Source organism: Faecalibacterium sp. DFI.5.82, assembly GCF_029076575.1.
GTDB lineage: Bacteria > Bacillota > Clostridia > Oscillospirales > Ruminococcaceae > Faecalibacterium > Faecalibacterium duncaniae.
This window is the reverse complement of record NZ_JARFIS010000004.1, coordinates 85283-109258: the sequence shown is the minus strand read 5'-3', so window position 1 is coordinate 109258 and position 23976 is coordinate 85283. Positions and strand designations below refer to the sequence as shown.

The 23976-nt window shown below is 52.2% G+C and carries 17 protein-coding genes and 2 pseudogenes; 17 read left to right on the top strand and 2 right to left on the bottom strand.

The window, feature by feature from the left end; genetic code table 11:
• The 4 genes from P0G09_RS07305 to P0G09_RS07290 all read left to right on the top strand — a co-directional run bounded on the left by P0G09_RS07305 (position 1) and on the right by P0G09_RS07290 (position 5089).
• Positions 1-3288 carry an LPD16 domain-containing protein gene (locus P0G09_RS07305; RefSeq protein ID WP_227064303.1) on the top strand — a complete coding sequence of 1096 codons (3288 nt, stop codon included), beginning with the start codon at positions 1-3 and terminating at the stop codon, positions 3286-3288.
• Between the two features lies 1 nt (position 3289).
• Positions 3290-3505, top strand: a complete 216-nt coding sequence (locus P0G09_RS07300) for a transposon-transfer assisting family protein (protein WP_002578880.1) — start codon at positions 3290-3292, stop codon at positions 3503-3505.
• Positions 3506-3692: 187 nt separating this feature from the next.
• On the top strand, positions 3693-4490 hold the full coding sequence (locus P0G09_RS07295) for a helix-turn-helix domain-containing protein (protein WP_002578881.1): 798 nt from the start codon (positions 3693-3695) through the stop codon (positions 4488-4490).
• On the top strand, positions 4487-5089 hold the full coding sequence (locus P0G09_RS07290; RefSeq protein WP_002578882.1) for an alpha/beta fold hydrolase: 603 nt from the start codon (positions 4487-4489) through the stop codon (positions 5087-5089). Before P0G09_RS07295 ends, P0G09_RS07290 begins: the two co-directional genes overlap by 4 nt.
• A 590-nt stretch (positions 5090-5679) precedes the next feature.
• Here the strand turns inward: P0G09_RS07290 and P0G09_RS07285 are convergent.
• Positions 5680-5964, bottom strand: a complete 285-nt coding sequence (locus tag P0G09_RS07285) for a hypothetical protein (protein WP_235622954.1) — start codon at positions 5962-5964, stop codon at positions 5680-5682.
• On the opposite strand from P0G09_RS07285, the gene P0G09_RS07280 reads away from it, so the two are divergent.
• From P0G09_RS07280 to P0G09_RS07230, 11 genes and pseudogenes are all read left to right on the top strand, one after another.
• Positions 5951-6307 carry a TnpV protein gene (locus P0G09_RS07280; protein WP_227064310.1) on the top strand — a complete coding sequence of 119 codons (357 nt, stop codon included), beginning with the start codon at positions 5951-5953 and terminating at the stop codon, positions 6305-6307. The genes P0G09_RS07285 and P0G09_RS07280 overlap by 14 nt on opposite strands.
• A gap of 53 nt (positions 6308-6360) precedes the next feature.
• A pseudogene (locus P0G09_RS07275) lies at positions 6361-11451 on the top strand (SNF2-related protein); the annotation flags it as partial.
• 737 nt (positions 11452-12188) lie between these two features.
• On the top strand, positions 12189-14114 hold the full coding sequence (gene ltrA / locus P0G09_RS07270; RefSeq protein ID WP_275252324.1) for a group II intron reverse transcriptase/maturase: 1926 nt from the start codon (positions 12189-12191) through the stop codon (positions 14112-14114).
• A gap of 188 nt (positions 14115-14302) precedes the next feature.
• Positions 14303-16321 (top strand): annotated as a pseudogene (locus P0G09_RS07265) (helicase-related protein); the annotation flags it as partial.
• A 1-nt stretch (position 16322) separates the two neighbouring features.
• A complete protein-coding gene (locus tag P0G09_RS07260; protein WP_002586584.1) occupies positions 16323-17129 on the top strand; it encodes a DUF3849 domain-containing protein in 807 nt (268 codons plus the stop codon).
• Complete coding sequence (gene mobC, locus P0G09_RS07255) at positions 17126-17470, top strand: plasmid mobilization relaxosome protein MobC (protein WP_002571041.1); 345 nt, start codon at positions 17126-17128, stop codon at positions 17468-17470. Before P0G09_RS07260 ends, mobC begins: the two co-directional genes overlap by 4 nt.
• A 153-nt stretch (positions 17471-17623) precedes the next feature.
• Positions 17624-17929, top strand: coding sequence for a hypothetical protein (locus tag P0G09_RS07250; RefSeq protein ID WP_227064302.1), 306 nt, complete (start codon positions 17624-17626; stop codon positions 17927-17929).
• On the top strand, positions 17926-18237 hold the full coding sequence (locus P0G09_RS07245) for a CD1845 family protein (RefSeq protein WP_227064301.1): 312 nt from the start codon (positions 17926-17928) through the stop codon (positions 18235-18237). The genes P0G09_RS07250 and P0G09_RS07245 overlap by 4 nt, the downstream gene beginning before the upstream one ends.
• A 105-nt stretch (positions 18238-18342) precedes the next feature.
• Positions 18343-19383: a PDDEXK nuclease domain-containing protein gene (locus tag P0G09_RS07240; protein ID WP_227064300.1), complete on the top strand. Its 1041-nt coding sequence runs from the start codon at positions 18343-18345 to the stop codon at positions 19381-19383.
• Positions 19376-19804, top strand: a complete 429-nt coding sequence (locus P0G09_RS07235) for a hypothetical protein (protein ID WP_227064299.1) — start codon at positions 19376-19378, stop codon at positions 19802-19804. Before P0G09_RS07240 ends, P0G09_RS07235 begins: the two co-directional genes overlap by 8 nt.
• A 55-nt stretch (positions 19805-19859) precedes the next feature.
• Positions 19860-21275 carry a relaxase/mobilization nuclease domain-containing protein gene (locus P0G09_RS07230; RefSeq protein WP_227064298.1) on the top strand — a complete coding sequence of 472 codons (1416 nt, stop codon included), beginning with the start codon at positions 19860-19862 and terminating at the stop codon, positions 21273-21275.
• A gap of 223 nt (positions 21276-21498) precedes the next feature.
• On the opposite strand, the gene P0G09_RS07225 is transcribed toward P0G09_RS07230, so the two are convergent.
• A complete protein-coding gene (locus tag P0G09_RS07225) occupies positions 21499-21855 on the bottom strand; it encodes a helix-turn-helix transcriptional regulator (RefSeq protein WP_227064297.1) in 357 nt (118 codons plus the stop codon).
• Between the two features lie 236 nt (positions 21856-22091).
• Between P0G09_RS07225 and P0G09_RS07220 the strand changes: the two genes are divergently transcribed.
• On the top strand, positions 22092-22784 hold the full coding sequence (locus tag P0G09_RS07220; RefSeq protein WP_044946407.1) for a response regulator transcription factor: 693 nt from the start codon (positions 22092-22094) through the stop codon (positions 22782-22784).
• Positions 22781-23812 (top strand): HAMP domain-containing sensor histidine kinase, encoded by a 1032-nt coding sequence (locus P0G09_RS07215; RefSeq protein WP_275252322.1) that lies wholly within the window; start codon positions 22781-22783, stop codon positions 23810-23812. Before P0G09_RS07220 ends, P0G09_RS07215 begins: the two co-directional genes overlap by 4 nt.
• Positions 23813-23976: the final 164 nt, after the last annotated feature.

Sequence of the window (23976 nt, the reverse complement as noted above, 5' to 3'; positions counted from 1 at the left end):
ATGAGCGCAAATGTATTTGAGACGGTCAAGCAGTCTATCACCATTCGGGAAGCCGCAGAACGATATGGGATTGAGGTCGGACGGAACAGCATGGCCTGCTGCCCCTTTCACGATGACAAAAATCCCAGCATGAAGCTGAACAAGGACTACTTCTATTGCTTCGGCTGCGGAGCCACCGGCGATGTGATCGGCCTGACCGCCCGGCTCTACAACCTGTCCCCCAAGGAAGCCGCCGAGAAGCTGGCGCAGGATTTTGGCCTTATTTATGACAGTCAGGCTCCCCCTCGGAGGAACTATGTTCGCCAGAAAACTGAGGCGCAGAAATTCAAGGAGAGCAGGGACCATGCCTTTCGCATTCTGGCGGACTATTTCCATCTGCTCCGCAAGTGGGAAACCAATTACACACCCAAAACGCCGGTGGAATCCATGCACCCCCGTTTTTTAGAGGCGGTGCAGCAAAAGGATTATATCGGCTATCTGCTGGATTCTTTTCTGGAGGACAGCCCGGAGGAACAAAAGCTGTGGATCGCTGAACATCAATCAACAATCGCCAATTTAGAGAGGAGAGTGAACATCATGGCTGATAAGCCCACCAACCGGGAACGGTTGCAGGAAATCACGGCGGGTATCGAACAGGGCATCAAGGAGCTGTTCGAGAGCGAAAAGTATATGCGCTATCTGTCCGTCATGTCCAAGTTCCACCGTTATTCGGTCAACAACACCATGCTCATCTATATGCAGAAGCCGGAAGCTACGCTGGTGGCCGGGTTCAACAAGTGGAAAAACCAGTTTGCGCGCCATGTGAAAAAGGGCGAACATGGCATCACCATCATCGCCCCCACGCCCTATAAAAAGAAAATCGAGGAAATGAAGCGCGGCCCGGACACCCATGCCCCCATTCTGGATGCAGACGGCAAGGCGGTTATGGAGGAAAAGGAAATCGAAATCCCCATGTTTCGCCCAGTCAAGGTGTTTGATGTGAGCCAGACGGACGGTAAGCCCCTGCCGGAGCTGGCTTCCTCCCTGTCCGGGACGGTTCCGCACTATGAAGCGTTTCTGGAAGCCCTGCGGCGCTCTGCCCCGGTTCCCATCGAGTTTGAGGCGATGGCCGCCAACATGGACGGCTATTTTTCACCCGACCGCCAGCGCATCGCCATCCGGGAAGGCATGAGCGAGGTACAGACCGTTTCTGCTGCTGTCCATGAGGTTGCACACAGCAAGCTCCACGACCCCAAAAAGTACGAGGCAGAGCCGACCTGGAAGATTGTGATGGTGAGCGAGGGCGGCATCAAGCACGATTATCGCCTGGACTTTGCCACCGAAGCGGAGGCAGAACAGGCCGCTGCCGAGGATGGCTGGCGCTATGTGGACGAAAATCAGTTTGAATGGCGGCTGGAAGTGGAGGAAGATCATTCGGCGGTGAAACAGACCGCCAGGAACCGCAATACCGAGGAAGTGGAGGCCGAGAGTATTTCCTATGCGGTCTGCCAGTATTTTGGTATCCAGACCGGTGAGAACAGTTTCGGGTATATCGCTACCTGGAGCAAGGACAAGGACCTAAAAGAATTAAAAGCCAGTCTGGAGACCATCAACAAGACTTCCTGTGAGCTAATTAACGACATCGAGCGCAACTACAAGGAAATCTGTAAGGAGCGCGGCATTGAACTGAACGCCTCGAAAAAAGAAACTGTTCCGGTGGTTCTGCCGCCAGCAAGAGAACAGGCAGAGTCCTTTGCCCGCGAATATGTCTTGTATGCACAGGCAATTCGTGTCGAAACCTTTTCAGAAACAGAGATTCAGGCGCAAATTACCCAATACACGGATAAAATCCTGCACCATGACATCGCGGATATGGTCCTCTTTTTGGAAGAACAGAAACAGGCAAAATGGGAACGGGACGAAGAAATGGAGATGGCTCTGGACAATGGCGCTGCCCCGGATGCCGATAACAGCAATTTTGTGGACCCGGAACATCTTTCCGCACAGCTTGCGTCTCTCTATCACACAGAGTATCAGGAGATTTCCGCCAATGCGGAACATTCCCCGCAGGAACTGTCAGAACCCGCCGAGGCTCTGTTTCTTCTGAACGATGCCACCTATCTGCACATTCAGCCGTGCGATACCGGCTGGGACTATACCCTCTATGACAAAGAAACCATGAAAGAACTGGACGGCGGCCAGCTGGATACCCCGGAACTGTCCCGTTCCGCCGCTGTCCGGCAGATTTGTGAGGGGCTGGAACTGGAAAATCCGTCTGTTCAGGATGCCCCGCTGTCTATGATTGAGACCTTGCAGGATGCAGCCTGTCAGCAGATGCAGGAACAGGTCAGCCAGCAGACCGCAGAAACTGCCGACACCCAGCTGCCGGATGCTCAGGAACAGTCTTTGGATGAGTACCCCATGCCCGACAGCGAAGTATCTGTTTCGGATATGCAGGGATACGGCTACTTTTACGATGGGATGCTGCCTGTCACCAGAGAACGGGCGCTGGAACTGGACGCTGCCGGGTTGACCGTCTATATCCTCCATGAAGATAACACGGAAAGCATGGTGTTTGACACCGAGGAAATCATGGAGCATGGCGGACTTTTCGGCGTGGAACACGAGGAATGGGAGCAAAGTCCGGCGTTCCATAAAAAGGTGTTGGAACGGCAGGACCGGCAGCTGGAACGGGAGCAGGCGTTTCTTGCCCATGAGGGTAGCTGCTTTGCCATTTATCAGGTGAGCCGGGATGATCCGCAGAATGTGCGGTTTATGAATCTGGACTGGCTGCAATCGCACAATCTGGCCGTGGACCGAAATAATTATGACTTAATCTACACTGCCCCGCTGAACGGTTCCGGCAGCACTATGGAGCAGTTGGAAACGCTGTATAAACAGTTCAATCTGCAAAAGCCGGTGGATTTTCACAGCCCGTCCCTGAGCGTCAGCGACATTGTTGCCATCAAGCAGGACGGTAAGGTATCCTGTCATTACTGCGACAGCGTTGGTTTCACCGAGATTCCCGGATTCCTGCCGGACAATCCGCTGAAAAATGCGGAAATGATGCTGGAGGATGACTACGGTATGATCGACGGCATCATCAACAACGGCCCAAAAGAGCCGACCGTGGCGCAGCTGGAACAGCAGGCCCGTAGCGGCCAGCCTATTTCCCTCATGGATTTAGCGGAAGCTGTCCACCGGGAGGAACGGGACAAGAAAAAGTCCGTCATGGAGCAGCTGAAAAGCCAGCCCCGGACGGAACACAAAAAGACAGCGCCTAAAAAGAGCGCGGAAAGGGAGTTTTGATATGGGAAACTTTACTTTTGAAGAAATGAACCTGATGTGCATTTACAACACCGGCAGCCGCACCGGGCTGATGGAGGCTCTGACCGAGATGCACGGCGAACTTTCGCCGGAGGAAACGGAACTGCGAGAATTGACGGACAGCGCCCTGATGAAGCTCCAGGCTATGAGCGATGCCGAGTTTGCCCAGCTGGAACTGTACCCGGATTTTGACCAGTAACATCTATGAAATAAAGAGGATATATGATAAAATAAAAAAGTTAATTTAACCAAAAAACTGGATGATATTTAGGTTCTCAAACTGTTTTGCAACGGTTCGTTGCGTCCATTCCTGCTTGTGTAGGTAGAAACAGGAACCTCTATTTGATACAATTTGGTCAAATATTACGGCAGGAGGAATACCCACAATGACCATAGGAGAGAAGATACAAAAATTAAGGAAGCAGCATAGCCTTTCACAAGAGGCACTTGCTGAAAAAGTAACGGTTACACGACAAACGATTTCAAAATGGGAATTGGGACAGTCAACTCCTGATTTGGATTTTATTGTCCAACTTAGCAGTATTTTCAATGTGTCCTCGGATTACCTTATCAAAGATGAAATGATTGAGCCAGATGAACCACCATATAGAAAGAGAAATTATCATTTATCCGAAAGCGGTAAGCGTATTATTTTATCAATCATTTCTGCGTCGGCATTGATTGCCTGTTGTGTAAGTCTGATTTGTGATTATTTTACATCGGAAAGATTGTCATGGTCACTGATCGCTTCTGTATCAATTGTAGCCGCGTGGCTTATGGTTATTCCAAGTTTGACGACTAAGACAAGGATTGTTCAGAAAACTCTGATGGTAGCCAGTGTCATTTCCATTCCACTATTGGCAATATTGTCTTTGCTTTTGAAAAAGGCAGTTGTATTCACATTGGGCATTTGTATAACGCTGATTGCGATTGCTGCAATCTGGGTAATATATGGAATTTTCCGCAAGTGTAGGCAAAATTTGTGGAGGGCATTTGGCTTTGCCTTTCTGGTTTTGATACCAGTGCCGATTGCGATTACCCATATTTCGGCTTGGTTTTTGCCACAAGTCCAGTTTGATTTTAGATCTGACATATTCAACAGCGGTATTACTCTTGCCCTTTCTCTTGTATGTTTTGGTGTCGATTATTTACTACATAACAGGAAAGGAGATGCAGAAAGATGAAAACGGTTCTTTTACATGGGTTGGGACAAACTGCACAGGACTGGAAAGAAGTAGTCCAACAACTATCAATTTCCGATGTCGATTGCCCAGAACTTTTTTCTTCAGCAGAAGATGAAATATCATATTCGCAGATTTTGGGCGATTTAGAACAGCGGTATTCAGAAGTAAAAGAGCCGCTTCGTATCTGCGGTCTTTCGTTAGGTGCGCTTCTTGCGATTGATTTTGCCATTCGGCATGAAGAAAAAGTGGCTTCTCTGGTTTTGATTGGCGCACAATATAAAGTTCCAAGTTTACTGATAAATTTTCAAAATCTTATCTTCCGTTGTATGCCAAACAAGGCTTTTGAAAGTATGGGACTATCAAAAAGCAGCACCATAAAATTGGCTCACTCTATGCGGTCATTGGATTTTACTTCGCAATTAAACAATATTCGTTGTCCAGTGACAATTTTGTGTGGCAAAAAGGATACTGCCAATCTAAAGGCTTCTAAAAAGCTAAAAGAATTGCTACCCCAAGCTACTTTGCACATCGTTCCAAATGCAGGACATGAACTCAATAAATATGCACCAAACACGATTGCAGAGATATTAAATAACTAAAATGTAATATTCACAGTTTCACCCAGCAGGAAATCATTTAGGTTTCCTGCTTTTCTTTTACCCCAAAACCGAAAGGAGGACAGAACACCATGCCAACCAAAGCTGAACTATATGCACAGATGGCGGACAAGGTGGCAACACAGCTCACGGGGAGCTGGCAGGAATGGGCAGGGTTTCTCACCACTGCTTCCCGCCTTTACAAGTACCCGTTCCATGAGCAGCTGATGATCTATGCCCAGCGACCGGACGCCACCGCCTGTGCGGAGTACGATTTGTGGAATGAAAAGATGGGCCGGTATGTAAGGCGCGGTTCCAAGGGAATCGCTCTGGTGGACGATTCCGGGGACAGACCTCGCCTGCGTTATGTCTTTGATATTTCCGACACCGGAACCCGTGAACATTCCCGCACTCCCTGGCTGTGGAAGATGGAGGAAGCGTATCAGGAGCCTGTGTCGGCCATGCTGGAGCACACTTACGAGGTTGGCGGCGATAACCTTGCCCAGCAGCTGGAGGCGGTGGCTCACAAGCTGGCAGGCGAATACTGGAACGAGCATCGCCAGGACTTGCTCTATATCGTTGACGATTCCTTTTTAGAGGAATATGATGAATTTAACATCGAAGCACAGTTTAAGGCAGCCGCTACTGTCAGCATTTCCTACGCCCTGATGTCCCGCTGCGGATTGGAGCCGGAACGCTATTTTACCCATGAGGACTTTATGGCGATTTTTGACTTCAACACCCCGGCTACCATTGGCGCACTGGGAACGGCGGTCAGCCAGATCAATCAACAGGTGCTGCGGCAGATTGGCGTTACCATCCGAAATTATGGGCGCGAACAACTCGCGGAAAGGAGCAAGCATCATGAAGAATCCCATGAACTACATCCAGAACGGAGATTACCTGATTCCCGACCTGAAGCTGAGCGAGCAGCCGGAGAAGCCCCTGGGCAAGTACGGCAGGACGCGGAAATCATACCTGAAGGAACACCGTCCCATCCTCTACAACCAGCTGCTGATGAGCGAGAAGCTGTACCCACACCTGCTGGAAATCGACGAGACCGCACAGATCCGTCTGGAGCAGCTGATGCCCCAGCTGGCGGCGGCAGCGGGCGCGACGGAGCAGCTGAAAGCCAGCGACCCCATGAAGTGGGTGGGTCTGATGAACACCTGCAAGGCCCAGGCCGAGGAAATCCTGATGGCGGAGCTTATTCACAGCTGAGTTTCTTCCTCTCCGAAAACGAACAAATCCGAATCATAGACGAAGCAGAGAATGTGAAAGCATCCTCTGCTTTTTCTTTTGCACAGGCTGACATCGACCATGTGCTGCGGCTGGGCGGCAACACGGACCGCCAGAGGGAGCGTGTGGTTGCAGCCTTTGAAAAGCAGAAAACCACCGCCGAATTCGCAGACATTCTGAAAAATCTGTATCACGGCGGCAACGGGATCGGCAGCGTCACCGCATGGTATGCCGAGGACGGCATCCATCTTTCCCACGGCAAAACAGCCCGTTACGACAAGTCCGCCCAAGTCATTTCCTGGGAGAGCGCCGCCGAGCGTATCGGCCAGCTTTTGCAGGATGGCCAGTTTGCCGCCAATGTGGAGCTGACCGAGGCGGCAGGCTATGAACGCTCCCTCCTTGCGGAAAAGTTCTGGAATCTGTACCACGATTTCAGCGAGGAAGCCAGAGAAGCCGGGTATCTGCCCAGCCTCGCAGGTAATCCGAGTCGTGGTTTCCCGGAGGAATCCGCATGGCTTGCCGAACAGCTGAACCGCCCGGAGTTTCGCCAGACCCTTGCGGAAGAATACGCCGCCTTCTGGACGGCCTACCAGCAGGACCGGGAGTTGCTGCGCTTCCACTACCACAAACCGAGAGAGATTTGGGAAAACCTGAAAGACCTGTCCCTGCCCCGCACTGCCTTTACCTCTCAGCTGATGGAAGTACCTGCGGTCAAGCAGTTCATCACAGAGGACGAGATCGACGCAGCCATGACCAGAGGCAGCGGATTTGAAAGTGGTAAAGGCCGGATTTTCACCTTTTTCCAGAACCCCCATACGGACAAAGAAAAGGTGGATTTTCTCAAGAATGAGTACGGCACTGGCGGCCACTCTCACGCCCTGTCCGGCGCTGGGGGTAGCTGGGAAGATCACGATGGAAAAGGTCTGCACTACAAAAAGGATGGCTGCCCGGATGTGCATTTCACATGGAAGAAAGTCGCCAAGCGGATTACCGATCTGATTCAAAAGGGCCGCTATCTCACCGAACAGGAACAGGCGGAGTACGACAAAATCCAGGAAGAAAAGGCCCTGGCGGAAGAAGATGCCATGCAAACCCGTCAGCCGGACACAGAATCTGCTGAGGTTCTGCGGGAAGATATGCCGGAACAGCCCATTCCAACGATTCAGGCGCTGCATGAGCAGTACAAGCCCATTGTGCTTGCCGCCGTTATGGAGGATGTACCATACCGCAACGCCTGCGGTCACAGCGACCGCGAAAATGCTGTGATTGAGGGCAATGCCGCGATTCGTCGTGCCATCCTTGGCTCCAGTGATTTGGAGCTGATTCGGCTCTATTCCGATGTGCTGGTGTTCCGTCAGCGCCTGCACCGGGAAATTATTGACGAGACCTATCCACGGCTCCATGAAATGCTGCGTCCTCTCTCACAGGATGATATTGATGATGCCATCCGTGCATGGAATGGTGATATTCAGAGCAAACACGCTGTTGTCCGCTACATGGAAAAGCATGGACGGGAAAAAGATACCGCCGCATGGCTGGCTCAGGAATACAGCGGCAGTGACAGCAAGAGCCTGTTTGTGATCCGCGCCGGAAGTCCGGAGGGAATTGAGCTGCCCTGGCCCAAGGTGCAGCGCAGGATTGCCCAGCTCATCAAGGAGGATCGGTTCTACACCGAAGCGGAACAGGACCGGTTTGACAACATCGACCCCATCGCCATCCGGGAGGCGCTGGCCGAGCGCGGCATTGTGAATGGCGAGCTGGTGGACGAAGAAAAGCTGGACAATGACCCATTCATTCAGCGCGTGATGGCGGATGTGGAGCAGATTGCCGCTGAAGAACAGGAGCAGTCGAACCAACCGCTTTCTGATGCTGAGTATGCCCGTCACAACCTAATTCCCGGCGAGACCACCTTTGCATTGGATGGGCGCACTTTCCGGGTCAGCAAGCTGGAGCCGGATGTTGGCCGGGTGGAACTTCAAGATGTGACCTTTGCAAATGCGGTGGGATTCCCCATCTTCCGGGTGGAACCGATTTCAGTAATCCGTCAGCATTTGGAGCAGGAACCAGAGCCGCCCACGCCTGCCACAGAGCCAGAAAAAACTCTGGATGAAGTGCTGGACGAACACCCCGTTTCCATTCAGGTAAACGGCGAGTGGCAGACCTTCCCCAATGTCAAAGCTGCCGAGGAAGCCTCTTATGAGGAATACAAGGCCAACCTGCGCCGCACCACTGAGAATTTCCTTATTACCGACGATCACCTGGGCGAAGGCGGTCCGAAAGCCAAGTTTCAGGCCAACATCACGGCACTCAAGCTGCTGAAATATTTGGAGGAAACCACCGGGCAGGCAACGCCGGAACAGCAGAAAATCCTATCCCGGTATGTAGGCTGGGGCGGTCTTGCCGATGCCTTTGACCCGGAGAAACCCGCATGGGCTGCGGAATATGCTCAGCTGAAGGAGCTGCTGACCCGGTCGGAATACGCTGCCGCCAGAGGTTCCACTCTCAATGCCCATTACACCAGCCCTACGGTCATCAAAGCAATTTATGAAGCCGTAGGACGCATGGGATTTGAGACCGGCAACATTCTGGAGCCGTCCTGCGGTGTGGGCAATTTCTTCGGTATGCTGCCGGAGGAAATGCGAAACAGCCGTCTTTACGGCGTGGAGCTGGATTCCATCAGCGGGCGTATTGCCCAGCAGCTCTACCCCAAGGCCGACATCACCGTGGCAGGGTTTGAGACCACCGATAGGCGGGATTTCTATGATCTGGCGGTGGGCAATGTTCCGTTTGGCCAGTATCAGGTTCGGGATAAAGCCTATGACAAGCTGAATTTCAGCATTCATAACTACTTTTTCGCCAAGGCGCTGGATCAGGTGCGTCCCGGCGGCGTGGTGGCCTTTGTCACCAGCCGCTACACGATGGATGCCAAGGATTCCACTGTGCGCCGGTATCTTGCCCAGCGCGCCGAGCTGCTGGGAGCCATCCGTCTGCCCAATGACGCTTTCAAGAAAAACGCTGGTGCAGAGGTCGTTTCGGACATCATCTTCCTGCAAAAGCGGGACCGCCCACTGGACATCGTACCGGAATGGACGCAGACCGGTCAGACCGAGGACGGCTTTGCCATCAACCGCTATTTTCTGGACCACCCGGAAATGGTGCTGGGCCGTCAGGAGCCGGAAAGCACCGCCCATGGCATGGACTACACCGTGAACCCCATCGAGGGGCTGGAGCTTGCCGATCAGCTGCATGATGCCGTGAAGTACATTCGCGGCACCTACCAGGAGGCCGATCTGCCGGAGCTGGGCGAGGGCGAAACCATCGACACTTCTATCCCTGCTGACCCCAATGTGAAAAATTACTCCTACACCGTTGTGGACGGCGATGTGTATTACCGTGAAAACAGCCGTATGGTACGGCCTGACCTGAATGCCACCGCCGAAGCCCGTGTGAAAGGACTGGTGGGTCTGCGGGAATGTGTCCAGCAGCTCATTGACCTTGAGATGGACGCTTCCACGCCAGACAGCGCCATCCGGGACAAACAGACTGAACTGAACCGGCTCTATGACAGCTTTTCCGCAAAATATGGTCTGATCAATGACCGGGCGAACCGGCTGGCCTTTGCTGATGATTCCAGCTACTATCTGCTCTGCGCGCTGGAAGTCATTGACGAGGACGGCAAGCTGGAGCGCAAGGCGGATATGTTCACCAAGCGTACCATCAAGCCCCACAAGGCGGTGGAAACCGTGGATACCGCCAGTGAAGCCCTTGCCGTCTCCATCGCAGAGAGAGCCTGTGTGGATATGGCGTATATGTCGGAGCTGACCGGCAAGACCGTCGATGAACTGGCCGCCGAGCTGCAAGGCGTGATCTTCCGTGTGCCGGGACAGGTGGAGAAAGACGGCACTCCCCATTATGTGACTGCCGACGAATACCTGTCCGGCAATGTACGCCGTAAGCTGCGTCAGGCACAGCGGGCAGCACAGCAGGACCCGTCCTTTGCCGCCAATGTGGAAGCTCTTACCGCCGCCCAGCCCAAAGACCTGGACGCGTCGGAGATTGAGGTGCGCCTGGGCGCGACCTGGATCGACAAGGCGTACATCCAGCAATTTATGTATGAGACCTTTGATACCCCGTTTTATATGCAGCGGAATATTGAGGTCAACTATACCCCGTTTACAGCGCAATGGCAGATTACCGGAAAAAACTCTGTCGGTTCTAATAACGTAGCGGCCTATACCACCTACGGAACCAGCCGTGCCAACGCCTACAAGATTTTGGAGGACAGCTTAAATCTGCGGGATGTCCGTATCTACGACACCGTGGAAGATGCGGACGGTAGGGAACGGCGTGTCCTGAACGCCAAGGAGACCACTCTGGCCGCCCAAAAGCAGCAGGCCATCCGGGATGCTTTCCGGGACTGGATTTGGAAAGACCCGGAGCGCCGCCAGACGCTGGTGCGCCAGTACAACGAGGAAATGAACAGTACAAGACCCCGTGAGTATGACGGAAGCCATATCACTTTCGGCGGTATGAACCCGTCCATCACCCTGCGGGAGCATCAGCTGGGAGCCATCGCTCATGTGCTGTACGGAGGCAATACGCTGCTGGCCCATGAGGTAGGCGCTGGCAAAACCTTTGAAATGGTGGCTGCCGCCATGGAGAGTAAGCGCCTGGGATTGTGCCAGAAATCCCTCTTTGTGGTGCCGAACCATTTGACCGAGCAGTGGGCTTCGGAGTTTCTGCGGCTCTATCCCTCCGCCAACATCCTTGTCACTACCAAAAAGGACTTTGAGACCCACAACCGCAAGAAATTCTGCGCCCGGATTGCCACCGGCGACTATGACGCTATCATCATGGGACATTCGCAGTTTGAGAAAATCCCCATCAGCCGGGAGCGTCAGGAACGGCTTCTGAATGAGCAGATCGACGAGATCACCGAGGGGATTGCCGAGGTGGAAGCCAGCGGCGGCGAGCGTTTTACCGTCAAGCAGCTGGAACGCACCCGAAAATCTTTGGAGGCCAGGCTGGAGAAATTGCAGGCAGAAAGCCGCAAGGACGATGTGGTGACATTTGAGCAGCTGGGCGTGGACCGGCTGTTCGTGGACGAGGCACACAACTACAAAAACCGTGCGAAACGTTGCGCATAAGCCCTTGTTGACAGCAAGGACGAACAGCGCCATGTGATTGCACTTAGCAATAAGAAAATATCACAGAGAATTTGAATCTCGAAATCAGGGATGAAATTTCCCTGCCGTACGGAACCAATGCCGGAAAGGAGCAATCCCATAGCGGTCTGTCAAACCGCAGGCAGTACGAGAGCTAATACTCCACTGTGCGCTGCACATCTGTAAATATGCAGGGTACAAAGCGTGGTGAAGTCGTAACCTGAAAACCTAAACCCCTGCAAGGGGGCATGGAGAATAATGGTGCGGGCTTCCGAAACCTATGGCTATCCGTTAGTGAAAGCTATGCAGCATCGTAAGAGTAAGCGGCATCCGAAAGGGTGAAAATTGGAAAAAGAGTGTGTGGTTGGTTTTTCCGCACATGCCCTGTGGAATGAAATGTCTACACGGAATCATGCAGAAACTGTGGTTCAAAGCATGGTTAGATTTTCCCGGTGTAAGGTAGCGGCCTAAGGGTTTCAATGGACAGCAATGACCGCAAGGATAGAGATTCAGGAACGTTTGAGAGCCTGTATTTGGAGTGTTACAGCACAATGAAGAATACAGGAAGTCAGCCGTACCATAGTAGTCTGCGGCTGGATAACGCCAGCTACACGGGGCTGAAATGTCCCACGGCGAAGGGTACGAGTCAAACTGATTCACAAATTTCACAAAACGAAAATCCAATAACTCCCTGAAAGATGGGTGACGAACTGCGAGGTGAAAGCCTTGTGCATTTGAACGTCAGATTTTCAACGGAAACGGAACTGAAAGCCATTCAGGATATGCTCTATGAGAAATCCGGGCAAGGCGTTTCGTTCACCGGACTGGTGGAAGCAATGGCGCACGAAGTCACCATTGTGACCGCCATCCATAACATCAAGTCCAATAAGGGCAGTAAAACCGCCGGAGTGGACAAGATGAAAATGGACAAATATCTGCAAATGCCAAAAGATGAACTGATTTTATTGATTCAATCGTGTTTTCGCAAATACCAGCCCAAACCAGCCCGCCGTGAATATATTCCAAAAAGCAACGGCAAAATGCGGCCGCTGGGAATCCCTACGGTACTGGACAGAATCATACAGGAATGTGTGCGGCTAATCATAGAACCAATATGCGAAGCGAGATTTTATCCGCACAGCTACGGCTTCCGCCCCTACCGGGCACAAAAGCACGCAATCCGGGACATTATCAATGTAATCAATGCCGGGTGTAAATCCCCCTACCAGGCTGTATGGGCAGTGGAAGGTGACATTCAAGGGTGTTTTGACAACATCAGCCACCGGATACTGCTTCAAAAAGTATGGCGAATGGGCATCCATGACAAACGGGTGCTGAAAATCATCAGCCAAATGCTGAAAGCCGGGTATATCGAACGGGATTTGTACCACAAAACGGAAACCGGCACACCGCAGGGAGGAATCCTCTCCCCTCTGCTGTCGAATATATATCTGAATGATTTTGACTGGTATGTGGGGCGAACCTACATGGAGCCGCATCGTAAATGCAAACACAAATGCAATGATACCCGAAGGCTGAAATGGGCAGGAACCACTCCAAAGTATAACTTCCGTTATGCCGATGACTGGGTGGTGCTGACTTCTACGGAAAAGGAAGCGTTCCGTATGAAGCGTGAGCTGACAAAATACTTTAGGCAAAAACTGAAATTGGAACTGTCGCAGGAAAAGACCTATGTGACCGATTTACGGAAGGGAGGGATACATTTTATCGGTTACATCGTCAAGGCGGAGCGAAAGCGCAAAACGCCTGACCCTGCAACGTGGACGGAACATCTGGTGGGAAAACCATTGCCGGACATGGAACGGCTGTCTAAAAAGATTGCCAGTCTGCTGGAACAGGTACACCGTATTGAGCTATATTCAAAGCCCAACACACAGGCCGCCCAGATACAGTATGTGAATTCCATCATTCTGGGGCTGGCGCAATATTACCAGCCATCCATCTGTTCACACGCCTATCATGCAATCGACCGCAGGATAAACAATGCGGCACTGGCCGTTTGGAAAAAGCTGTTCCCGAAACAGTATAACCAGATGCAGGTTCCGCTGAAAACACTCTGCAATCTTCCGCACAGGCACGAAGGATATGAGAGCAAAACCTTTGCAATTCCCATCGAGGGAAAATGGTTTGGAATCACCTATGCGTTTATCACGCACAGCCGACATGAGCGCAAGCCGTTTGACCAGGAGATGACCCCTTACACGGCGGAAGGCCGCAGGCGGTATGTGAACTACCGGAACAAACACAAACTGCTGCCCTGTGACCGGCCATCCATCAACACCCCGGAGGATATCGCCCTTGCCTGCTATGCAGACGGAAAGGGCTGGAAAGCAAACTTTGAATACTTCATGAACCGGGAATACGCCTATAACCGGGATAAGGGAAAGTGCAAATGCTGCGGGAAACCATTTTCCATAACAGTTCCAAAACACTGTCACCACATCGACAACCAGCTTCCAATCGAAAGAATCAATAAAGTTCCCAATCTGGCATGGCTGTGCGAATCGTGCCACCGCATGGTTCATAACAGCCCAATACCGCCTGAGCTGGACGCAAAGGTGGTACGCAAAATTATGAAATACCGAGAAAAACTCAAACCGTGAAATTTGTGAGTACGCTGTACCTGTGAGGGTGCAGTGGTATTGAAATCTGAAGGAAGAAAGTAAATCAGTTTGATGGAACGCCGGGTGCGCTGAAAGGTGCACGCCCGGCGTGAGGTGGGGGAAAATCCAGAGGAAACGAGTATGTGGCCTGCGGCCACATACTACGTCCAAAGGATTACCTATCACTATTGTTTTTATACACCAAAATGCGGAATGTGGCAGGTCTCTCCACCAGCGATGCCCAAAAGTCCAGCGATATGTTTGCGAAGTGCCGTTATATGGATGAAATCACCGGAAACCGTGGCGTTATCTTTGCAACCGGAACCCCGGTCAGCAACTCCATGACCGAGCTTTACACCATGCAGCGGTATCTTCAATATGACCGCCTGCAAGAACTGAATATGACCCATTTCGACTGCTGGGCCAGCCGTTTCGGAGAAACCGTCACGGCGTTGGAACTGGCCCCGGAGGGAACCGGCTATCGGGCGCGCACCCGATTCTCCAAGTTCTTTAACCTGCCGGAGCTAATGAACCTGTTCAAAGAGGTGGCGGACATCAAAACCGCCGACCAGCTGAACCTGCCTACCCCGGAGGTAGAATACCACAACATCGTGGCTCAGCCTACCGAGCATCAGCAGGAAATGGTGAAGGCACTCTCCGAGCGCGCTTCCGAAGTACACAGAGGCAGTGTGGACCCGTCGGTGGATAATATGCTCAAAATCACCTCGGATGGCCGCAAGCTGGGGCTGGACCAGCGCATCATCAACCAGCTGCTGCCGGATGAACCCGGCACCAAGGTCAATCAATGCGTGGACAACATCATGCAGATCTGGCGGGACGGGGATGCAGACAAGCTGACTCAGCTGGTGTTCTGCGATATTTCCACGCCCCAGGCAGCCCCATCCAAAAAGGCAGCCAAACAGCTGGATAATCCGCTGCTTCACGGGTTGGAAGAAGCAATCCCATTGGATGAGCCGGAGCCTGCCTTTACCATCTATGAGGACATCCGGCAAAAGCTCATCGCCCAGGGAATGCCCGCCGAGCAGATTGCTTTTATCCACGAAGCCAAGACCGAGGTGCAGAAGAAAGAACTGTTTTCCAAGGTTCGCACTGGGCAGGTGCGCGTCCTGCTGGGCAGCACCTCCAAAATGGGCGCTGGCACCAATGTGCAGGACCGGCTTGTGGCGCTCCATGACCTGGATTGTCCGTGGCGTCCGGGAGACCTTGCCCAGCGCAAGGGCCGTATCGAGCGCCAGGGCAACCAGAATCCGCTGGTCCATGTGTACCGCTATGTTACCGAGGGAACTTTCGATGCCTACCTGTGGCAGACGGTGGAGAACAAGCAGAAGTTCATCAGCCAGATTATGACCTCTAAATCGCCGGTACGCTCCTGCGACGATGTGGACGAAACGGCGCTGTCCTTTGCCGAGATCAAGGCACTGTGCGCCGGAGACCCCCGTATCAAGGAGCGCATGGACCTGGATGTGGAAGTTGCCCGTCTGAAGCTGATGAAAGCCGACCATCAGAGCAAGCAGTACCGTCTGGAGGACCAGCTGCTGAAATACTTCCCGCAGGAAATCGAAACCAACAAGGGGTATATTCAGGGCTTTGAAGCCGATTTGGAAACACTGGCTGCCCACCCACACCCGGCAGATGGCTTTGCCGGTATGGAAATCCGGGGCGATGTGCTGACCGACAAAGAAAATGCCGGTGCAGCCCTGCTGGATGCCTGTAAGGAGGTCAAAACCTCCGATCCGGTGCAGATCGGCAGTTACCGTGGATTCACTATGTCGGTGGAATTTCAAGCGTGGAAACAGGAATATACACTCCTGCTGAAAGGGCAAATGACCCATCGGGCGACCCTGGGTACAGACCCGCGCGGAAATCTTACCCGTATCGACAACGCCCTGGCGCAGATGCCCCAGCGTTTGGAAGCGGTCAAAAACCAGTTGGAGAACCTTTACCAGCAGCAGGCCGCTGCCAAGGAGGAAGTTGGCAAGCCGTTCCCCTTTGAGGACGATCTGCGGGTCACGTCCGCCCGTCTGGTGGAACTGGACACGCTGCTGAACATTGACGGCAAGGGCCATGCCCAGCCGGAAACCGTGGTTGCCAAGAGTGCGCGTCCCTCGGTGCTGGACAGCTTGAAGCGCCCGGTGCCGCCCCGCAGCCCCGAAAAGAAACCGAAACAACACGAGGAGGTACGATAACATGAATACCAACGATCTGAATACGGCTCTCTATGAAAAGATGGCCGCTGAACAGGACAACTACCGGGACTGGCTGAAAAGCCAGCCCCCGGAGGAAATCCTGCACCACACCTATGAGTACACGGTCCGGGAGGACATCGTGATGGCGATGGAGCAGCTGGAGCTGACCGACGCACAGGCCCAGGCGCTTTTGGATTCTCCCTCGCCGCTGGCGGATGTGTACCGTTACTTTGAAAAGCTGGAGACCGGCTACATGGATGTGATCCGGGACAGCATTGAAAACCGGGCGGATGATGTGTGCAGGGCGCAGGAAGAATTACGGACTGCCCCTCTCTACCCCCATTCTGCCGCCTATGCGTCCCAGCATGGAGAGATGGCACAGTACAACCTCTCATATCAGGCGAACAGCGCCTGCAAAGAAGCCATTGAACAGGCTATCAGCGCTCACTATGCAGAGAACCGGCTGGATACGGAGGCGGCGGTCAAAGATGTGCTGGAAAAGTTCGGGACGGAACGGGTACAGTTTATTCTTGCCAACACCATCCAGCACAAGAACCATGACGGGCGTATCTCTCAGGACAATAAAGCCTGGGCAAAGACCATTCCCATGCCGGAGGACAGCGGCGCTTCCCGCCACTGTGCCTATCTGGTTGTGGATGGGGTCAATCCCGGTCTGACCGATCTGTTTATCAGGCAGGCCAGAAAAACTATGCAGGAACAGCAGAAAAGCTCTGTCCTGCAAAAGCTCAGACAGGAACCGCCGGTCCGCAAGCCTGCCGCCCCGAAGAAACGGGAGCCGGAGCGATGAGCAGCCCCAAGCGCAAGCGGGATGTGCCGGTTCTGTTTTGGGTATCCGCTGATGAAATGGAGTTGATTCAACAGAAAATGGCGCAGTTTGGGACAAAAAACCTGAGCGCCTATCTGCGGAAAATGGCTGTGGACGGCTATGTGGTGCAGCTGGATTTGCCGGAACTGAAGGAACTGGTATCCCTGCTGCGCCGGAGCAGCAACAACTTGAATCAGCTGACCCGCAAGGTGCATGAAACCGGGCGTATCTACGATGCCGATCTGGAGGATATATCCCAGCGGCAAGAACAGTTATGGGACGGCGTTAAGGAGATACTGACCCGGCTCTCCAAACTTTCGTAACAGGAACAGTTACCCCATCTGCGGAGGGAGGAACGGCGTTCTTTTCGCCGCGCCTTCCTCCGCTTTTTCTTTTTGCCCGTATCCTTGCCTTTTGGCTGTACCGGCAGGATAATATGGATAGAAAACAGATTGCTGCAAAGGAGTTGAGAATAGATGAAAACCTTTGAAAAAGTGCTGGAGATATTTCAGGATTATCTGTCCTGTGATCTGGAGGAAGAAGTTCTTCCTTGCAGGAATGGGTATCTCCGTGTAACGTGGAATGGGGATTCCCGCTATTGTGTGGACGGACTTCTCAGCCGGACACCGGACGAGCTGTTTGAAGTGCTGCTTTCCGATTATAGCGGCTACGAGGTGATGAAGCTGACCAAAGGCCGCCGGGAAGTAACGGAAGAAGATGAAAAACAGGCGGAACTTCTTTGCCAGAGCTTTCGGAAACAATGGGAGGAGGAAGAAACATGAGGGTGATTTGGCTTATTCTGAAACTGCTGTTGAAGATCGTGGTAGCTCCGGTAATTCTGGCGCTGACCCTGTTCGTTTGGATTTGTGTGGGGATCGTCTATATTTCCGGTCTGGTGCTGGTGCTTATCAGCATGGTAATCGCCCTGCTGGGCGTGGCGGTTCTGCTGACCTGTTCCCTGCAAAACGGCATTATCCTGCTGGTGATGGCATTTCTTATCAGTCCGTTTGGTCTGCCAATGGCTGCTATCTGGCTGCTGGGCAAGGTACAGGACTTGAAGTTTGCCATTCAGGATTTGGTTTATGGATAAAATATGCCACTGATGTTATTTTACTTTCCCTAAAAAATAGGATATACTATATAAGAATATATTCTGCCGCCGAGTGCGGATAGTTTTAGATAAAGGAGGGCGTGTATGGGAAATCAATTAACGCCAAACAACTCCATGATTTTGGAAATCCGAGAGCTGCTGGAGAATGCCAGAAAAAATGTTGCACAACAGGTTAATACGCAGCTTTTGACAACCTATTGGAACATTGGCCGGATTATCGTGGAGTATGAACAGCAAAATCAGATTCGCGCAGATTATGGAAAACAAACCTTAAGGGAACTTTCCAAAGAGCTGACACGGGAGTTTGGAAAAGGTTTTTCTCGTTCTAATTTGCAAAATATGCGGGCATTTTATCTTGCTTATGAAAAATGCCAGACAGTGTCTGGCAAATTGTCCTGGTCTCATTACTGTGAACTTTTGAGTATTACGGATGAGAACAAGCGCAGCTTTTACGAGAAGGAATCCATCAATTCGGGCTGGTCTGTTCGGGAGCTGAAACGGCAGATCGAAAGCTCGCTTTATGAACGGCTGCTTTTATCCGCTGGAGATGTCAACAAAGAGAAGGCCCTCTCTCTGGCACAGAAAGGGATTGAGATCAGCCAGCCAGCTGATATTGTCCGCGATCCCTATGTGTTTGAGTTTTTAGGTGTACCGGAAAACAAGCCCATGCTGGAAAGCGATTTGGAAAAGGCCCTTGTCGCACAGATTGAAAAGTTCCTTTTGGAACTTGGGCGAGGCTTCATGTTTGTCGGAACCCAGCAGCGTGTGACCCTGAACAATACACACTACTATGTGGACATGGTGTTTTACAATAAAATTCTCCGCGCTTATGTACTGATTGAACTGAAAACAAAAAAACTGACGCCGGAGGCTGCCGGTCAGCTCAATATGTACTTAAACTACTATGCGGCGGAAGTCAACGACCCGGACGATAACCCTCCTATCGGCATTATCCTCTGCACGGAAAAAGACAGCATTGCGGCAGAATATGCCCTGGGTGGCCTGTCCAACAATATCTTCGCATCCCGGTATGTTCTCTATATGCCGGACAAGGAACAGCTGATCGCTCAGGTGGAGGCCGTCTTGAAAAACTGGCACGAAAAGAAAGACAACCGCCATGACTGAAAAGGAACTGATTGGAAAAGTGCATTCAGCGGTCTATCATCAATGCCAGCGCCGTGGTTATGCGGCTCCGGTAGATGTGCTGATGGAGGTCGGTGTCCTGCCAAAACAGAAATATGAGGATTGGCGGTTTGGACGGGTGGATTATCTGGAACAGGTCTGTACTGTCAATCTGCGCAAACTCTCATTCATCATGCACCAGATGCGGGTGTACGCACAGAAAACCGGCTTAAAACCTTCCTTCTGCTGCTACAAACAGTGGGGTGTAAAAAAGAAAAACGGGCAGGGTCATAAGCCGGTGATTCCGCTGCGGTTCAGCAAAAGCGGAAACCCGGAAATTGAAAAATGGTATGCCACTCATTTTGTGGACACCAAACGGATTGCAGCTCTAAAAGCACAGCATCCGGTTGAAAATTCAGATTGACCAAAGGACAGCTCAACCGGCTGTCCTTTTCTTTTTGGGAAGGAGGTATTTTTTCATGGCAACTACACGCATCATGCCCCTGCATATCGGCAAGGGTCGCACCGAAAGTCAGGCGGTCAGCGACATCATCGACTATGTGGCAAATCCCCAAAAGACCGACAACGGAAAATTGATTACCAGCTATGGATGTGACAGCCGGACTGCTGATGCAGAGTTTCTGTTGGCAAAGCGGCAGTATATTGCCGCCACCGGACGCGTGCGCGGTACAGATGATGTGATCGCCTACCATGTGCGCCAGTCGTTCAGGCCCGGAGAGATCACACCGGAGGAAGCCAACCGGCTGGGCATAGAATTTGCCAGGCGGTTCACCAAGGGCAATCATTCCTTTGTGGTCTGCACCCACATCGACAAATCGCATATTCATAATCACATCATCTGGTCGGCGGTCAATACGGATTGTGACCGGAAGTTCCGTAACTTTTGGGGCAGCACCAGAGCCGTCCGGCGCTTGAGCGATACTATCTGTATCGAGAACGGACTATCCATTGTGGAGAACCCCAAGCCCCACGGAAAAAGCTACAACAAGTGGCTGGGCGAACAAGCCAAGCCCTCCCATCGGGAACAGCTACGGGTGATGATTGACCGGGCGCTGGAGCAAAAGCCAGCAGACTTTGACACACTTCTGAAACTGCTTTCCGAGATGGGCGGCGAAGTATCTCGGCGCGGGAAAGCAATCCGCCTTAAAGCTCCCGGCTGGAAGAATGCAGCCCGTATGGATGACAAGCTGGGAGCCGGGTACAGCGAAACAGAAATCCGTGCGGTGCTGGCTGGAGAAAAGCAGCACACGCCCCGCAAGAAATCCACCGTGCAGCCGGAGCCACCCAAGGTCAATTTGCTGGTGGATATTCAGGCAAAATTGCAGGCCGGGAAAGGTGCTGGATATGCACGCTGGGCCAAGGTTTTTAACTTAAAACAGATGGCGCAGACCGTGAATTTCCTTACCGAACATCACCTACTGGACTATACAGAGCTGGAAGAAAAAGCGGTGGCGGCTACCGCCCATCACAATGAGCTGTCAGCGCAGATTAAGGCGACGGAGAAACGCATGGCAGAGATTGCTGTCCTGCGAACTCATATCATCAATTATGCCAAAACCCGTGAGACCTATGTGGCCTACCGGAAATCTGGTTACTCCAAGAAATTCCGCGAGGAACATGAGGAAGAAATCCTGCTCCATCAGGCAGCCAAAAATGCCTTTGACGAGATGGGCGTGAAGAAGCTGCCCAAGGTCAGGGACCTGCAAGCCGAGTATGCCAAACTGCTGGAGGAAAAGAAGAAAACCTACGCCGAATACCGGCGCTCCCGTGAAGAAATGCGGGAACTTCTGACGGCAAAGGCCAATGTGGACCGGCTGCTGAAAATGGATGAGGAACAGAAAAAAGAACAGGAAAAAGACCACGGCCAGCGGTGAGCCGGTCATGGTCCAAAGCGTTCGCAGAACGCGCAGCCGCAGAATGAAATTCTGCGTTCAAAGGGGTTTGGGGGCGCTGCCCTCAACAAGCAAAGCGGAGGGGAAAATCACGGCAGGATTTTTCCCTCTGCGGGCCGAGTGTATTAACACCGGCATTGCTTGCCCCTTTTTACCCGGAAATGAAATGAGCCAGTGAGGAAACAGTCAAATTTCACTCACCGGCTCAATTCGTTTCAAATTTCTCGGATAGTTCTGTTAGTTCTTTCGCGGTCTCCTGCGTATGGCGCAAGAGGGTTTCACGCATTTCTGACGGACAGCTGCAATAAAGCATCTTCATCTGACTGGCTCCCTCATCTTCTGGAGAAACATCTGGATTGATCAGAGTGTCCAGAGAGAGCGGCAGCACCTTTGCCAATGCCTTCAAAATCAAGTAAGATGGATTCATCTTTCCCTTTTCAATATTGGAAATCTGTTTTACAGATACATGGCTCAGATCCGCAAGCTCCTGCTGTGTCAGGTCTTTTTTCTTTCGGGCTTCCCGCATTTTTTGCCCCAAAGCGGTCAAATCATCAATCGGCATAATCACTCACCTCAAGTATATTCTATCGTGCCGATTTGCACAAAGGAATAACCTTATTATGCCGGTCAATAGGCTTGATTATGCTGATTTTTTGGCGAGACTGAAACGCTATCCTTGTATCACTAACTGAATCAAATTATAATAGAGATGGGTATTTTTTTGAAAAAACTGCCCGCTGTAACATTTCGCGGACATTTGCCTGTTATACTATCTGCAAAAAGCGAGGAAGTGAGGATATGAAGCAGATTTTAATTGTCGAGGACGACAGTTTTTTGAATAAGATGTTGGCCTATAACCTGACCGCAGACGGCTACGGCGTGACTTCTACCCTAAATGCCAGAACCGCAGCCGACGCCATCCGCCAGCGGGAATTTGATTTAGTGCTGCTGGACATCAACCTGCCGGACGGCAACGGTTTTGAGCTGTGCAAGCTGATAAAGCCCCAGCACCCGGACACCATCGTGATTTTCCTGACCGCCAACGATCAGGAGAGCGACCAGATACGGGGCTATGAGGTGGGCGCAGTGGACTACATCACAAAGCCCTTTGTGATCGGGGCCTTGCAGCGAAAAATCAAAGCTATGTTCGCCATGCTGGAACACCACAAACCGGCCAAGGACATTTACGACGACGGGCGGCTGTTTTTGGACTTCTCGGAGCAGACGGCTTCCTTAAACGGCAAGCCCCTGACCCTATCCCCGATGGAGTACAAAATGCTGAACCTGTTCCGTAAAAATCCCCGTCAAGTGCTGACCCGTGGGCAGCTTTTGGAAAAGCTGTGGGATATAGACGAAAGGTTTGTGGACGAACACACCTTGACAACCTCCATCAGCCGGATTCGCAGTAAGATCGAATCCGACGGCGGCACGCCCTACATCAAGACCGTTTACGGCATGGGCTATCAATGGACGGGAGGCGAGGCAAAATGAAGTTTCAAAACCTCTCGGTAAAGCGGCTGTTTGGCCGGGTGGCAATAGGGCTTGTCCTCTCCATGTCCGGGATCACCATAGCCCTGTTTTTTGTGACAAAACAGACGGCGGTGCTGCTGACGGGCGGGGCGCTGCTGCTGTGCGCCCTTGTGGGGATTTTTGTACTGACGCAGGCGTTTGGAAAGCGGCTGTCGCAGTTTACCGCTGACCTGTGCCAGACCTTAGACCACATGATCGCCGGAAATGAAGCACCCCAGCGGCCAGAGGACAGCGAAACCCAGCTTGCCAGAATCGGACACCGGCTGGCAAGGCTCTACCAGATCATGCAGGAGAACCGCCGCCGGGTGGACGAGGAACGGCAGGAGTTACAGACCCTTGTATCAGATATTTCCCATCAGGTGAAAACGCCGGTAAGCAATCTGAAAATGGCGACGGACACCCTGCTGGAAAAGCCCATGACCGAGGTGGAGCGCACCGACTTTATCCGGGGAATCCGCAGCCAGACGGATAAGCTGGACTTTCTCTTTCAGGCTCTTGTGAAAACCTCCCGTCTGGAAACAGGCGTGATCCAGTTGGACAAGAAGCTGAGCCGCCTCTTTGATACCGTGGCGCAGGCCATGAGTGGGATCGTGTATGCAGCGGAGAAAAAGGAAATCGCCGTGTCCGTGGACTGCCCGGAGGATTTGACCGTTTTCCATGACAGCAAGTGGACATCCGAAGCCCTCTTTAACCTGCTGGACAATGCGGTGAAGTACACCCCGGCAGGCGGAAAAATCTCTGTGTCGGTGGTGCTGTGGGAAATGTATGTGGAGATCAAAGTGACCGACACCGGCAAAGGCATTTCCGAAAGCAATCAGGCCGCCATCTTCCGGCGCTTCTATCGTGAGGAAGAAGTACACGAACAGCAGGGCGTGGGCATTGGCCTGTATCTGGCCCGTGAGATCGTAACGCGGCAGGGCGGCTATATCAAAGTGGTTTCGGAGCCGGGCAAGGGTTCGGAATTTTCCATTATGCTGCCGACTAAATAGAACGCGGCGGACGGCCATTTCCGGCTGCCCGCCGTAAATTTTTTTGAAATGTCCGAGCGTTGTAACATTTCACCCCGATTTTCAATGAAATTTTTTGGCCGCTGTAACATTTCGCGGACATTTGGGTTTTACAATAGCTTTATCAAATATGGAGGTGATACAAC